A 15,841-nucleotide genomic window follows, 5' to 3' on the forward strand; every position below is an offset into this window, starting at 1 on the left:
TCAGTCCTTTCTCTATTTGTTGCTATTTAATACTTTATCAATTTTATAATTTTTTGCTACTGCTTACACTTTGTAAAATTAGCTATTAGTATTTAATGTTTCTTTATTTTATCTTTATTCAAAAGACTTGCCCTTGACACGGCATCTTCTCCATATTTTTCTTTTATTGCATCTAATGCCTTATCAAGTTTTTTCATTTTTTCTCTGGACGGTTGAACCTTTTGTGATTGTTTTTCATTCATAAGCTCAAATATTGACATTTGCTCCGGCTCATCTTCTCCTACAAGATTCGCTGTTCTTATTCCTAAAAGTCTTACCGGCTTTCCTGTCCAAATATCCTTAAATAACTGTTTTGCATTTTCGTATATTTCATTTTCTACATTTGTAGCATTATACAAACTTGTCTGATGAGACATTTTTGAAAAATCATTATACTTTATCTCAATGGCAATTGTTTTTGCTTTTTGTCCGGACTCTCTCAATCGTCCGCTTACCTTTACAGCCAACTGTAATAATACTAAATTTATATCATCTATTTTGTCTAAATCTGTTGGAAGTGTTGTAGAATTTCCAATTCCTTTCAAATCTTCTTTTGTAGCATTTACTTTTGAATCATCAATTCCATTTGCATACTCCCACAAAATTTTCCCGTGTTTTTTCAAATGTGATTCCACTATATTAACAGGTGTATTTGCTAACTGACCTATTGTATGGATTCCTAATTTATTTAAAACTTCCACACTTGATTTGCCTGCCATAAATAGTTCACCAACCGGAAGGGGCCACATTTTTGTTTTTATTTCTTCCGGAAACAATGTATGTATTTTATTTGGCTTTTCAAAATCCGATGCCATTTTTGCTAATACTTTTTTAGAAGAAATTCCTATGTTTACTGTAAATCCTAATTCATTTTGAATTCTGTTTTTTATAACCTCTGCTGCTGTCATGTATGAACTGAATTTATTTTGAATTCCCGTGTAATCAAAATAACATTCATCAACACTTACCTGTTCAATATCTGAAGTATACTCTTTTAATATGGAAATAAATTTTCTGCTTTGTTCATGATAATACTCATGTTCAGGTGGTATTATCATAATATCAGGGCATTTTTTTAATGCATCAGCCACCGGCTCACCTGTTTTTATTCCATATTTCTGAGCTGATATTGATTTTGCAAGGACTATTCCATGACGTTTTTCTCTGTCACCACCTATGATAGCCGGAATTGTTCTTACATCTACATCATTGCCTTCCTTTAGCAGTTTTACTGCAGTCCAACTTAAAAATGCTGAATTTACATCAATATGAAATATAATTTGTTCCATACACTGCCACCTGCCTTTTTCCTAGTAGCTTTTCCTAAATATCTATGCTTTTGCATTTTTCGACTTTTTATCTCTTATTTTCTAATCTTTTCTTTTTATTTGCAGATTTTTTTCTCTTTTTCTTCATTACGCTATAACCAAATCTTCCAAGATTTTGACCTAAACTATAATAATGTCCATGAGAATATACTATTGGATTTGCTTTTTCTAATTGGAATCTTCCATCCTTATCCATATATTCTTTGTCTGCGTGTACTGCTAATACATTTGCAATAAACATGTCATGAGAACCACATTCTTTTACATCAACAACTTTACACTCAATGTTCACCGGACTTTCTTTTATTAATGGAGCCTTTACATACTGTGCCTTTTCTTTTGTCAAATGTGCTTCTTTAAATTTATCAACATCTCTTCCTGATTTAACTCCACAATAATCTGTTGCATACGCCAAATCTTTTGTAGTCAGATTTATTACGAATTCTCCTGTTTCTTTTATCATCTTATACGAATGTCGCGATGGTCGTATTGATACATAAGCCATCGCCGGATTTGTACATATTGTGCCTGTCCATGCAACTGTCAGTACATTGTCATTACCTTCGTTATCACTTACCGTTACCAAAACTGCAGGCAAAGGAAATATCATATTCCCCGGTTTCCAAATTTCTTTTGACATTAATCTTCTCCCTTTTCTTTTTGGTTTTTATTTTTAACTTTTATATCCGTAAGGGTTAATGTTTGATCTTCATTCAATGTATAGGTTAAAGTCATTTTTGTTTTGCATGACCCACCTATACTGTAAACATAACTCGTATAAATTGCTGTATCTGTAGAAGACACATATGTATACACAAAATCATATGTAACAGTAAATGTATTATTATTGTTGTATACACTATTATGTGTAACTTCTCCCGGTTCAAATGAAACTACCGAATATTTATCAATGTTCTTCGTTTCCGGCCAATACAATACTTCTTCTGTTTCTTTTAAATATTTTTCAACTTTTTTCTGAAGTTTTTTGTCATTTGCGAAATATGCTTTTAACTCTTTGTTATTGCCTTTTTTCTCCCTTGCATTTACATAAAACTGAGTAATCATATTGTCTGCATTTGCCTTTATTTTTTCTTCAAATTCTAAATTTGCATGATATGCTGTAGCGTCAAAATTAATTGTAGTTCCTTCCTGAAGAATTTCAGGTTTTAAATCTATCTGGCTATATCTGTTTATCGCATTTGCGTCATATGCTCCGTAAAGTATTTTATCAAAATGATATGTATCTGTATTTGTATTCGCGTCTGTCGTGACCTTAGCCATGTCTTTTGTTACGACTTCTCCATTTATATATAAAGCATCGCCTGTCGGTACAACAAAATTTACGTTTTTTACAATCATTTTTGATATATCTACTTTATAATCAGGAATAATCTGCATTCCATGTTTTACTTCATCAAATACCAATTTTATTGTCTGGTTAGTTTCTGTTGTTTCATTATTACATATAATATCTACTGTCTTTTTGCCATTTTCTTTATATGGCTCAGAAATTTCATATGAATCAATTACAATAGATTCTCTTATCTTTTTCACTCTGTCTGTGTATGCAGTTTTGTTTATATATGTATTCTTTGGCTGATTTACAAGACCATATATTGTATCATAATCCTGAGCTAAAAATGCTTTGAAATATGCAACTGCCTCATCAGTAGGATTAGATTCATAATTTACATATGACAATCCTGCGCCTATTACTGCACATACTGTCAAAAATAAAAGTGCTCCTATCAGTCTTACTATATTGGAATTTATTATTTTTTTAATCATTTCAATCCACCTTCCCGTTTCAAAATAATGTTACCTATTATCCTTGATTTTTGCAAGGCTTTTATGTATCATTTATGTATCAAAATTGCTTTTACTTTACAAAAAGCGGATTGGAGAATTCATGGACAAAAAATTACTTTTTAATGATGCTTTGTCTTCTTTAATAGAATTTGCGGCAGCTAATGCAAACCATGTGTCTACTGAAGACATTCATACTTTTTTCAATGACATAATAGAAGATGAAAAGCAATACGAATTTATATATAAGTACTTACAGGAAAGTAAAATAAAAATTGATGGAATGGATTATATTGTTTCTGAAGAAGTGACTATTGATCCTAAGGAAGAAGAGACTAAGGAATTAGAGACCGTAAAAGCAGCTGAAAGTAAAGTTGTAGAAACTGAAGCTGAACTTGCTTTTATTGAAATGTATAAAAAGGATTTAGAAGCTATTGATGAAATATCAGAAGCCGAGCTTGCTAATTTACTTGATTTGCTTGCAAACGGAGACCTTTCTGTTACTAATAAAATTGTTGAATCTCAACTTTCAAAAGTAGCTGGCATTGCAAATGAATTTCGTGGGCAGGGTGTAACTTATGGTGATTTAATTCAGGAAGCAAATATCGGATTAATGATAGCTCTTTCTGAATTTAATGGTTCTTCAGATGAATTTGCAGCTTATGTTGATGATGCCATCAGAAATACATTAACTCTTGTCATCAATGACCAAATTAACGAAGACCGTGTTGGCGAACATCTGGCTAACCGTATGAATGAATTAGATGAAATTTCCAGAGACCTTACCGAATTGCTTGGTCGTGCTCCAACTTTTGAAGAGTTGGCTAAGAAAATGGGCATAACTGAAGATGAAGTTGAAACTATTGTAAAAACTTCTCTTAATGTTTTAAATGCCGGTGATTCTCAGGATGCAGAAGCTATCAATAAAGCGTCTTCTGAATTAAACGCTACAGAAGCTAATAATTCTGATTTAAATGATTTGGGCTTAAATGATTTTGAATCTTCTATATTAAATAACTCTGTATCAAATGACTTTGGAACATCTTCTCCATTAATTAATAATACTGACGAAGAATTTGAATCTTCTGAAACAGATTTAGGTGACCCATTAGAATGGAAGATAAATAAAAAATAGTATTTTAGAATGCAAAAAAATATGATTTTAAAATAGAAAAAAACAACGGATGATTTTAATAAATATTAAAATCATCCGTTGTTTTTCACACTATTTTCCTTTTCTCTTTTTTACGCACTCCGCTAAAAGATATTCAATCTGGCCATTTATTGAGCGGAAATCATCTTCTGCCCATGCTGCAATCTCTTCCCATAATGAAGGGGACAGTCTTAACAACACCTGTTTCTTTGCCTTTTCTTTTTCTTTTAGTTTTTTTTCTTTTGTTAATATTTCTTTTTCCATATTAGAAATATTTTCTAAACGTTTTTGGAGCTCAAGTTCTTTTTTATTAAGTTGTTCTTCCTTATCCATACCGGCTCCTTTCACTGTTTTTCAATATATATAGTTTCAAATAGTCATAACTTTTTTAATTTATTTTAGCTCAATTGTTTGACTTATTTTAACATTATTATCTGTTGAATTAATTTTTAATTTATTATTTTCTATTTTTATTAATAAATACTTCCGCTGTTCACAATTGGTTGTGCTTCTTTATTTCCACATAACACAACTAAAAGATTGCTTACCATAGCAGCTTTTCTTTCTTCATCAAGCACCACAATTTCTTCTTCTCCAAGTTGGTCAATTGCCATTTTAACCATACTTACTGCGCCTTCAACAATTTTCTGTCTTGCTGCAATAATTGCCGTTGCCTGTTGTCTCTGAAGCATTGCTGCAGCTATTTCTTCTGCATATGACAAATGAGTTATTCTAACTTCCATAATTTCTATTCCGGCATCTTCAACCTTTTTCTGTAACTCTACTTCCATACTATCTGCAATTTCCTGGCTGCTTCCACGTAGAGTCTTTTCGTTATCATCCTCATTTTCATCTGATATTATATCATAAGGATACAATCTTGAAATATTTCTTATTACAGAATCACACTGAGTTGATAAAAATTTCATATAATTATCAACATTTAAAACTGCTTTTGTAGGGTCAATTATCTTGCAAATAACCACCGCTCCGATAATTATCGGATTTCCTAAAGCATCATTCACTTTCTGTTTCTCATTATTTAATGTTATAACCTTAGTTGATATTTTCTTTTTTGTAACTCCGGCAACTTTTGCTGAGCTGTTACCATTAGCATCAGAAGAAATTTCAAAGATATTTCCTGTTGTTTCTTCGTTAGGAACTACTGCACTACAAAATGGATTTATAAAATAAAATCCTGCACTTTTAATTGTGCCATAATATTCACCAAAAAGAGTAAATACCATTGCTTCATTAGGATTAACTGATTTTAGTCCGCATGACAGAACAATAGATACAATTAATAACGCTAAACTAACAACAAATAAACCGATTCCTAATCCAAATATCACGTCATTAACATCTTCATAGTTTATTGCAAAAACTAATCCTAGTACAAACGTCACAACTGTTGCTACATATCCAAGTATATCAACAAATAACATTGCGAATCCATTTTTCTTAGTAATTTCCCTTTCCTTTACATTACTTAACTTTACATTTTCATCCATAACTTTATCCTCCCAAGTATTAAAGTGATATTATTTTAATATTACTTTAATACTTATTCTTTTCTTTGTCAATGATAAAATTTATAATACACAAATTCTGATAATTTACTTTTTCCCTCCTATGGTCTATGTGAATAAACTTTAATAAAATTTATTCACAAGACAAAAGTATTTTCTGCATTGTAGCATATGCTCTAATCAAAAAAGACCAAACAGTGTGCTGATATGTACCCAGAATTCTGGACACATATCATGCATGCATACTGTTCAGTCTTTTTTCTTATACTTATTCTTTTATTGTAATTGATTGCTTTTTAATTCTATACTAAATTTTATTATAGGTTTATTTTTCTCATACCTCTTTTGCTACTACTTCTATATTTAAATGTATTTTATTGTAACGCCAGACAAATTTGCTGATCCCTTAATAACAACTGTCACGCTTTCAGCATCTGTTGGTGCTTTTGTACCTTCTTCGTCGTAGCCGCCAAATGAACAATTTAACTCATTTTCTACAATCCAGTTAGCCGGAATATAAATTTCCACTCCTCCAAATGAATTCTTTATTTCTATTTCAAGTCTCTTACTTGGCACTTTTGCCTTATCTAAATAAATTGACATTCCTGAAAATTCATTTCTTACATATACTTTTTTTAAATTATTTGAAGTAATGTATTTAACAGTTCCTGCAAATTTTGATTCGCATGTTACTACTTCTCCGCTATCCTGCTCTACATTAACATTTTCATCAAAATATTTTCCTTCATTACTACTATTATTGCTGTAATAATGATTTCCACCTGAGTAATCTTTTTTCCATTTTTTATTTTTCTTTCCAAATATCATGTTTATTCCAATACTTCCTAACAATGCTGCAAACAGAATCGGCCATGGAGTTATACTTTCAATGTGAAGTTGCTCTGACCAGACAATTGCTAAAAAAGCAAGCGAGAATAATATTGTTGTTGCCTGTAATCTTACAATTCCATCTAATAATGCAGCACCAAAAAGTACTGTAAAAATTATACTCCAGACACCCACGCCTTCAATCAGACCCAGACCATTAACTACAATTAATGCAGCCATTATTATAAATATCATTCCCCAGTAAATATTGTTTTTTTTCATCACATATTCCTCATTTCTTCTAATTTTTCTTTTAACGGCTTGTAATATGCCCTTGAAACATATACATGTTTAGGCGTTCCTTCAAATTCAATTAAACTTGACGCTGTCAGATTTCTTGTAATCGCATACACTTTCTTTACATTTAAAATTGCTGATTTTGATATTCTGCTAAAGTACCATGGTAATATTTTCTCCAATTCGTATAATTTACTGCCTGTTAAAAATATCTCATTTGCTGTATGAGCCATAACCTGATTGTTATCAGTTTCAAAAAAAAGAATTTCACCAACATCTATATAAAATTCTTTTTCACCCTGTTTAAGCTCAATTTTAAGACTCTGGTTTTCCATCGCTGAGATAGTTTTCTGAATATTAATTATATTCTCATTCAGTTCGTGGCAATTTATTATTACCTGTTCCTCTATGCAGTTTTCATCCACATTTACGATTACTTTCATATCTGACTCCTTATGTGATGATTATATTTGCAAATTATGTGGATGTAAATAGATTTTATGTAAGTGGTATTTTATTAGCAGTAAGTGGTAAATACCAGTCTGTGAACGTTATTTGCAAACAAATTTAGGAGCCGATGGATAACCACCGGCCCCTTTAATGAGATTAAGTAAAATATATTTTAAGAACAGAGTTCCTAAATATCCATTATATTGTTGAGTATTTACTCATTTGAAAGTGCTGCAATACCTGTGTCACCTGTTCTGACTCTCATTACATCTTCTACATCTGTTACGAAAATCTTACCATCGCCAACACCGCCTGTATAAAGAGCTTTTCTAGCTGCTGCTACTACAAGGTTAGGATCAACTGTTGATACAACGATTTCAACTTTAACCTTTGGAAGAAGGTTCATGCTCATCTTAACACCTCTGTAAACACCACTCTTTCCCTGTTCAACACCACAGCCCATTGCCTGGATAACTGTCATACCTGTTACACCGATAGCTGCCATTGTGTCTTTAAGGATTCCAAATTTATCTTCATTACAAATAACTGTAATCTTTGTATATTTTCCAGTTGGTTTTGCTTCACCAATTGATAATGTAGCAGGTTCAAGATTTGCTACATCTACTGCTCCTACGCTTTCACCCATGTATGAAGGTGTTGTAGGAAGGAAGTCTGCATATGCTGATGCAAGACCATGTTCTGATATATCCATACCAATAATTTCTTCTTCTGCTGTTGTTCTAAGTCCTATTGTATGTTTAATAAGCTGGAATACAATTGTCATCATGATTGCTGCATATACATCAATTGCAACAATACCTAAAATCTGAATTCCTAATAATTTTGCTCCACCTCCGTAGAATAAACCTGCGTAATAAGAACCATCTGCAAATGCCTGAACTGTGTCGCCTTTACCTGTTGCAAATAAGCCTACTGCAATTGTTCCCCAAACACCGTTTGCCCAGTGAACACCAACTGCCCCAACAGGGTCATCAATGTGTAACTTCTTATCAAGTACTTCTACTACTACATCTACTAAAATACCTGCAACTGCACCAATTACTAAAGCACCAATTGTATCAACTGAAGCACAACCTGCTGTAATTGCTACCAAACCTGCAAGTGATGCATTTAAGCACATACCTACATCAGGTTTTCCATCTTTAATCCAAGTAAATATCATACATACAACTGTTGCTGTTGCAGGAGCGATTGTTGTATTCATAAAGATTGATGCAAGACTGTCTGTGTTTGTTGCAGCTGCACCGTTAAATCCATACCATCCAAACCAAAGGATAAAACATCCAAGAGCTCCAAGTGTTATTGAATGTCCACCGATAGCATTTGAAATAATTGTTCCATCTGCTTTCTTTGTGTATTTACCAATTCTGGCTCCAAGAATAATTGCTCCGACTAAAGCTGCCATACCACCTACTGAGTGGATTACTGCTGAACCTGCGAAATCTACGAAATGTAATTTCTGTAACCATCCGTTTCCGCCGTAGTTCCAAACCCAACCTGCTTCAATAGGATATACAATCAAACTGATTGCTGCTGAGTAAACACAATAAGCACTGAATTTTGTTCTTTCAGCCATAGCTCCTGAAACAATTGTTGCTGCTGTTGCACAGAATACTAACTGAAATACGAACTGCGACCAATTAAAGTTGCTGTAATTTGTGAAGATGTCAAGATTTGGAATACCGATAATTCCCATTACATAATCTTCTGACATCATAAGTCCAAAACCTAAAACAATGTACATTATAGTACCAATACAAAAATCCATCAGGTTCTTCATGATAATGTTACCTGCATTCTTTGCTCTGGTGAATCCTGTTTCAACCATTGCGAAACCGGCCTGCATAAAGAATACTAAACTTGCACCAATTAAGAACCAAATTGCAAAACTACTACTTGTAGCTGCATCCAAAATTTCATTTGCGTCCATAACTAATTCCTCCATTCTTTTTTCATTGTCCTATAGATTTTACTTAAGAAAGCATTTTTAAAGGGGAAACACTTTCCAAGTTCTGAGAAGTTTTTCTTCTCATTTGTAATCATCCGGTAAATATTAATTACTGTATAATTACTAATACAAAAAAATACAAGGGCACTGACTTCTTACGTCTGCGCCCTTGCATTTCTTATCATGCACTGTATTCTAGCAAATGATTTTTTAAATTTCAACTAAAAATCTATTTTGCTTATTTTATAATACAAATCCTTTTGTATTTTAAATTGACATTTAATTATTTTAATTTGATATTTATTTTATTCATATATTCCTTAAAAAATTTAATATCAATTGCATCTTTTACATTATTTCTTTAATTGATTTATATACGCCTTCGCCATCTAAACCAAATTCTTTTAATAATTCAACAGCCGGTCCTGAATGTCCATAAACATCCTGAACACCAATTTTTGTAACAGGTGTAGGACATTTTGCACTTAAGCAGTCACAAACTGCACTTCCAAGTCCACCAATAACTGAATGTTCTTCAACAGTTACTACTTTACCTGTAGTCTTTGCTGATTCTACAATTAAATCTTCATCTAATGGCTTAATTGTATGAATATTAATTACTGTAGCTTCAATTCCATCCTGTGCCAATTTTTCTGCTGCTTCCAAAGCTGAAGATACCATGAGTCCTGTTGCAACAATTGTAAGGTCCTTACCTTCACGCATTGTTACACCCTTACCTACTTCAAACTTGTAATCTTCTTTATTTAATACAGGTGCAGCCAAACGTCCAAATCTTAAATAAACAGGTCCGTCAATTTCATATGCTGCCTTTACTGCCGCTCTTGCTTCTACATCATCACATGGATTAATAACTGTCATTCCAGGGATTGTTCTCATTAAAGCAATATCTTCATTACACTGATGTGTAGCTCCATCTTCACCTACAGAAATACCTGCATGTGTAGCTCCTATTTTTACATTAAGATGTGGATATCCAATTTCATTCCTAATCTGTTCGTAAGCCCTTCCTGCTGCAAACATAGCAAATGTACTTGCAAAAGGAACTTTACCTGTTGTTGAAAGTCCTGCTGCAATCCCCATCATATTTGCTTCTGCAATACCACAGTCAAAGAATTTGTCAGGGTTTGCTTTTTTGAAAATGCCTGTCTTTGTAGCTGCTGCTAAATCAGCGTCTAATACTACTACGTTATCATGCTCTTTAGCTAATTCTACAAGTGCATTACCATAGCTTTCTCTTGTTGCTATCTTCTTTACTTCTGACATAATGCTTCACCTGCTTTCTCTAATTCTTCCATTGCCTGTTCAAACTGCTCATCATTTGGAGCTGCACCATGCCATGAAGCCTGGTTTTCCATAAATGAAACACCTTTTCCTTTAATACTCTTCATAATAATTGCTGTAGGCATTCCTTTTGTTTCTCTTGCTTCCTTTAAAGCTGCTCTAATTTCATCAAAATTATGAGCATCTATATTAATTACATGGAAATTAAATGCTTCAAATTTCTTATCAATTGGGTATGGTGAACATACATCTTCAATTGTTCCATCAATCTGAAGGTTATTATTATCGACAATAACAGTAAGGTTATCTAACTTCTTTGCTCCTGCAAACATAGCTGCTTCCCAAATCTGTCCTTCCTGAATTTCGCCATCACCTGTAACTGCAAATACTCTGTAATCTTTGTTATCAATCTTTGCGCCTAAAGCCATTCCTACTGCTGCAGAAACACCCTGTCCTAATGATCCTGCTGACATATCAACACCCGGTGTATGCTTCATATCAGGATGTCCCTGTAAATAAGAACCGATATGTCTTAAAGTTGTTAAATCTTCCTTAGGGAAGAATCCTTTTTCTGCTAACACTGCATATAAAGCAGGTGCAACGTGACCTTTTGATAAAACTAATCTGTCTCTGTCTTCCATCTTAGGATTTTTAGGGTCAACATTCATTTCTTCGAAATACAAAAATGTTAACATGTCGGCTACTGATAATGATCCACCCGGATGTCCTGATTTTGCGCTGTGTACGCCTTTAATAACACCTTTACGCACTTCATTTGCTATTTTTTCAAGCTGTAAATTTTCCATTTTAATTCCTTTCTTTTATTTAATATTAAAATCTGCTTCTTTTAATATCTGCAAATCGTCTTTATCTTTTGCTTTAAAAATACCAACGATTTTTCTGCCTAATTTATGTTTTGCCCTTTTTATGGCTGCATCTAATATTTGTTCAACATCCTTCTGACTGATTTCTTTCTTTGTTCCATACCAGTCATCTATAGCTTTAAATAATGCAAGCATTCCCATCTCGTTGATATTAAAGCCGTTATCTTTAGCATATTGAACACCATAAGCTACCCATTCTTTTACATTATAAGTCTTAATAAGAATAGGATAATCAAAAATCTGTTTTAACTCTTCATTCTCATCAAACATATCTGCCATTGCATCAGTTTCTCCTTCGAGAACTATCAACATGTCATTTGTATAAAGTTTAGCAGACTTAATTATCTCATCTATTTGCTCACTATTCAAATCTGTAGCTTTTTCTACAATTAAATCGCTTCCCATAAGTTTGTTTAATGCAGCTGTAAATCCTCTTCGGTTTAATACCTCCGCATTTACTTTAGCAATTCTTCTTCCGGCTCTGCCTCTCTTTGCATTAACCATCTTGATTATATCAATAGCCAATGTAGTTTTTCCACTTTTTTCATCACCACTGATTGCTATGTTTCCATTTGAAGAATTTCCATCAGGCACAAATTCTTTGACTAATTTTTCAATTGTGTATTTTATTGTATCGTCCAATCCTTCAATGTTTGTATAATTTGCAAACACCTTCATATCTTCATCTGTTACAATTTTTGTTCCTGAATTATCTTTTTCTTCTTTTGTTTCAGATTCTTTCTCTGCTGATTTCTGTTCTGTTTCCTGTTCTGAATCTTTACCTTCTTCTACTGCATCTGATTCCTGCTCTGCAGGTTCAACCTCTTCTGTTGACTCTGATTCCTGCTCTGCAGGTTCAACTTCTTCTGGCTCTGATTCAACATAATCTTCTGATTTATCTAATGATCCTTTTAATTTACTATCTTCTACTTCATCATTATCATCCAGCCCATCAACTGATTCTGAATCTTCTTTTGCTTCTGAATCTTCTTTAGAATCCGCAACATCCGTCAAATCGCTTAACTCTAATGCATCCTCATCGCTCAAATCAGGTAAATCGAGATTTGGAATTTCTATCTTAGGTATATCAAGTTCCGGTATGCTTATCTCCGGCATGCTTTCAATTTCCTGCGCAATCTTATCCATTTTAGCTGATACTTCAGGCATTTCAACATTTTCCATCTCTGATTTTTTTGTTTCTTCCGGCTCGTCTTTAGTTAAATTTTCTGATGAATCTTCTTGTAATTCTTCCTCAACTAAATCTTCTTTTGGCTCTTCAAAATCCTCTGCCGATTCATCTTCCGACTCCTCTATATCTTCTATAGGTTCATCTTCTGAATCTTCAACTTCTTCCACGTCATCAATTGTTTCATAATCTTCTATTGTTTCCGCAGATTCGTTTTCGGATTCATCAGTACTATTTATTTCAAACTCCTCTGTTGATTCGTTTTCTAATTCATCAACAGGTTTGTTTTCCGTTTTTCCTAGCGATTCCATTTCCGGCTCTGTTGATTCAACTGCGTCTTCATCAATTGTATCACTTTCCGACTCACCAACTGTTTCTTCTAAAGGTTCATCCAGCAATTCAGGCTCTTCAGAAATTATATTTTCCTCCGCCTCTTTTACCAAATCACTGATACTCTTAGGTCTTTCTAATTCCATTGTTTTATCAATGTCTGAAATTAAAATTGACTCTCTTCGTTCTCTTTCAAGTTCCTCAGCAGGCATATCTCTGAAATCAATAATATCATTATTAAATATTTCCTCTAAATCTGCTGATAATTCACTTAAACGCTTTTTAGGTAATTTTTCTGTAACAACCTCAGGCTCTTCATATTCTGGCAACTCCTCAGGCTCACCTTCAATATTCATCTTTCTTTCGGAATCTATAATATTATTTAATTCTTCAAGTTCTTCCTTTTCATATTGAATAGTTTCCTCTATGTCGTAATTTACCAAATCTTCTTCCGGCAACTGATTCCCTAATACTGAATCATCTGTACCACTAATTATCTCAGGCATATCGAATTCCAAATCCAATGTTGGTACATTTGTCTGTTCTGACTCAGCTGCCTTTTCCAATTCCTCTTCGATATTTGGTATTGCTTTTGTTTCACCTGCGACTTCTTCATTACCTAAAGTATCCATATCGGTATTCGGTGTTGCTTTTGTTTCACCTGCAGTTTCTGTATCTTCCAAAGCTTCAATATCAAAATTTGGAATTTCATTTGTTTCAGGTGATTTTTCAATATTATCTGTTTTTTCAAAATCAATCGGATCCAATGTTATTTCTGTCATCTCATTATCCATATTTGGAATTGAAGATGTATGCTTTTCTAATTGAACCGTATCTGAAATATCATTTGAACTTACATTAATTCTTTTTTCATTATGTCTTTCAGGAGCAGCAGACTGGTTTACTATTTCATTTAAATCCATTGTTCCAAATGAAATTTCACCTGTCTGGAATTTAATTTCCTCTTCTATAACATCGGTATCAACATCAGGAACAAATACATCTGCTGCCGCTTCTGCTGCAAATGATTCAAGTCCACGTTGAACCATATCTAATTCTTTTTCGTGGTCTGCACCAAGTTCCTTATCATGAGTAGGATTTTCAAATTCTGATACACCGGCATGCTGTATCTCTTTTCCCTGATTACTTATCTCAATTTCATCAAAATACTGCTCATTATCATAGTTATATGTCTCAGTATCTTCGATTTCCTGTTCATTTCCTTCTTCATCTATACCAAGACCTTCATGTATCGACTGAATTCTCTTATAGTCAGGATTTATTTTTTCAAAATCTTCTTCTGTTTTTTCGACAATATTTTCTGCCTCATCTAAGGCCTTAACTGCCTTTTCAACTGTGTCCGCCTTAAGAATTCCCCTATCCTGAAGTTTATGTAAAACTTCTTCTATTGATAATTGTCCTGTATTCTGCTTTTTAACTATCTGATCTTCTTCATCATCAGTTATGCTTTCGTTATTTGAAGCATTATCTTCTTCGCTAAGACTTTGTTCATCAGAATCATTTTCTTGTATAGCATCAGCTTTCTCTTTACCATCCAAAATAGTTTCCGCTTCTTTATCGACTATAAACTCATTTTGTTCTGATTCCAGGTTTTCTTCTGATTCCAAATTTTTGCTCACTTCTGGATTCTCTTCTGATTCCAAATTTTCTTTTACTTCTGAATTTTCTTCTGATTCTAAATCCAATTCGTCTTTTTCAAATTCATCTTCAAAAGTAATCTCATGCATTTCAGGATCATTTTGCTCTACAAATATCTCCTGTACATCAGGATTGTTCTGCTGTGCAAACAGTTCTTTTTGTTCCGATTCACCTTCGGCTTTCTTTTCGTCATTTGACTTGTGAATACTTTCTATAACAGGATGTTTAAGCTTTCTGATACTTTCTTTAAAATTATCCTTTCTTATCATAAATGGAATACTTGGTCTCTCGTCAATAACCTCATCAGCTATCTTTACCGACACTGATTCTTTTTCTTTATCTTCAGAGATGGCATTATCTATTGATAAGTTATCTTCTATGTCTCCTGCCTGTTTGTTTTCTTTTCTCTCATCTTTTTCTATCTTTTGTAAAGGCTTTCTGCCTAATCTATAATTGTCATATCTCTCCTGCTGAAGCTTTGTAAGTGGTCTGTAAAGTTTTTTTAACTCCATAGCCTTATTTACATATTTTCCTTCAGCAAACCATAAGCTTATTTCATCGCACATATCAACGCAGTTTTCTTCATCTCCTGCTTCATGATATAACTTAGCTAATTCATAAGCCCATTTTTCCTCCATGTCTTCCTGAATATACTTTTCAAGGATTTCTATTAGTTTTCCAATTGGAGCCTTCTTTGCTTTCTGCATTTCATACTGCAATATATATTTATCATTGTCCCTAGGTGTAAGTTCAACAAAGTCCTGATAAAACTCTTCTGCTTCATCAAACTGCTGTAATTTTGCTGACAACAAACACAACCTATAAGCCAAATGTCTTCCTGTATTTGTATTTTCATAAGCAATAATCAAAGCCTGCTTTGCCTTATCATACTGCTTTGCCATTTCGTATGCATCTGCTATTAGGGATAAAATGTCATTTGCTTTTTCTCTTCTATAATCAAGAGAGTCTGCGATTTGCACTGCTCTTTCGTAATCTTTATTACGAACAGCGACTCTCATTTCTTCTATTTTAAAGTTATACTCATTTCTATCCATTTTGATAAACACCTTTCATTCATCCG

General features: G+C 33.2%; 12 protein-coding genes. 1 reads left to right on the forward strand and 11 read right to left on the reverse strand.

The window, feature by feature from the left end:
• Positions 1-92: 92 nt before the first annotated feature.
• The 3 genes from CCC31_RS05955 to CCC31_RS05965 form a co-directional block, all read right to left on the reverse strand.
• The gene (locus CCC31_RS05955) at positions 93-1,328 is read right to left on the reverse strand and encodes a DNA polymerase IV (protein ID WP_147585396.1); all 1,236 of its coding nucleotides are present in this window, start codon (positions 1,326-1,328) and stop codon (positions 93-95) included.
• 67 nt (positions 1,329-1,395) lie between these two features.
• Complete coding sequence (locus tag CCC31_RS05960) at positions 1,396-2,007, reverse strand: flavin reductase family protein (RefSeq protein ID WP_117908435.1); 612 nt, start codon at positions 2,005-2,007, stop codon at positions 1,396-1,398.
• Positions 2,007-3,155 carry an NTF2-like N-terminal transpeptidase domain-containing protein gene (locus CCC31_RS05965; RefSeq protein ID WP_290850268.1) on the reverse strand — a complete coding sequence of 383 codons (1,149 nt, stop codon included), beginning with the start codon at positions 3,153-3,155 and terminating at the stop codon, positions 2,007-2,009. Before CCC31_RS05965 ends, CCC31_RS05960 begins: the two co-directional genes overlap by 1 nt.
• A gap of 121 nt (positions 3,156-3,276) precedes the next feature.
• Here CCC31_RS05965 and CCC31_RS05970 point away from each other — a divergent pair, with 121 nt between their 5' ends.
• Positions 3,277-4,308: a sigma-70 domain-containing protein gene (locus CCC31_RS05970; protein WP_290850270.1), complete on the forward strand. Its 1,032-nt coding sequence runs from the start codon at positions 3,277-3,279 to the stop codon at positions 4,306-4,308.
• Between the two features lie 90 nt (positions 4,309-4,398).
• Here CCC31_RS05970 and CCC31_RS05975 read toward each other — a convergent pair whose 3' ends face one another.
• The 8 genes from CCC31_RS05975 to CCC31_RS06010 all read right to left on the reverse strand — a co-directional run bounded on the left by CCC31_RS05975 (position 4,399) and on the right by CCC31_RS06010 (position 15,815).
• Positions 4,399-4,590 (reverse strand): Arc family DNA-binding protein, encoded by a 192-nt coding sequence (locus tag CCC31_RS05975; RefSeq protein WP_117909009.1) that lies wholly within the window; start codon positions 4,588-4,590, stop codon positions 4,399-4,401.
• A 209-nt stretch (positions 4,591-4,799) separates the two neighbouring features.
• Positions 4,800-5,837 (reverse strand): SPFH domain-containing protein, encoded by a 1,038-nt coding sequence (locus tag CCC31_RS05980; RefSeq protein WP_022089344.1) that lies wholly within the window; start codon positions 5,835-5,837, stop codon positions 4,800-4,802.
• Between the two features lie 381 nt (positions 5,838-6,218).
• On the reverse strand, positions 6,219-6,965 hold the full coding sequence (locus CCC31_RS05985; RefSeq protein WP_290850272.1) for a LiaF domain-containing protein: 747 nt from the start codon (positions 6,963-6,965) through the stop codon (positions 6,219-6,221).
• Entirely contained in the window at positions 6,965-7,423 is a 459-nt protein-coding gene (locus CCC31_RS05990; protein WP_022089342.1) for a LytTR family DNA-binding domain-containing protein, read from the reverse strand. Before CCC31_RS05990 ends, CCC31_RS05985 begins: the two co-directional genes overlap by 1 nt.
• 221 nt (positions 7,424-7,644) lie before the next feature.
• Positions 7,645-9,381, reverse strand: coding sequence for an ammonium transporter (locus CCC31_RS05995; protein ID WP_290850275.1), 1,737 nt, complete (start codon positions 9,379-9,381; stop codon positions 7,645-7,647).
• 366 nt (positions 9,382-9,747) lie between these two features.
• Positions 9,748-10,683: a transketolase family protein gene (locus CCC31_RS06000; RefSeq protein ID WP_117908425.1), complete on the reverse strand. Its 936-nt coding sequence runs from the start codon at positions 10,681-10,683 to the stop codon at positions 9,748-9,750.
• Positions 10,671-11,507, reverse strand: a complete 837-nt coding sequence (locus CCC31_RS06005; RefSeq protein WP_022089338.1) for a transketolase — start codon at positions 11,505-11,507, stop codon at positions 10,671-10,673. Before CCC31_RS06005 ends, CCC31_RS06000 begins: the two co-directional genes overlap by 13 nt.
• Before the next feature lie 15 nt (positions 11,508-11,522).
• Positions 11,523-15,815 (reverse strand): hypothetical protein, encoded by a 4,293-nt coding sequence (locus CCC31_RS06010; protein WP_290850279.1) that lies wholly within the window; start codon positions 15,813-15,815, stop codon positions 11,523-11,525.
• Positions 15,816-15,841 lie beyond the last annotated feature (26 nt).

It is taken from the genome of Eubacterium sp. LMAG:50 (assembly GCF_008680265.1).
GTDB classification, from domain to species: domain Bacteria; phylum Bacillota; class Clostridia; order Lachnospirales; family Lachnospiraceae; genus Eubacterium_U; species Eubacterium_U album.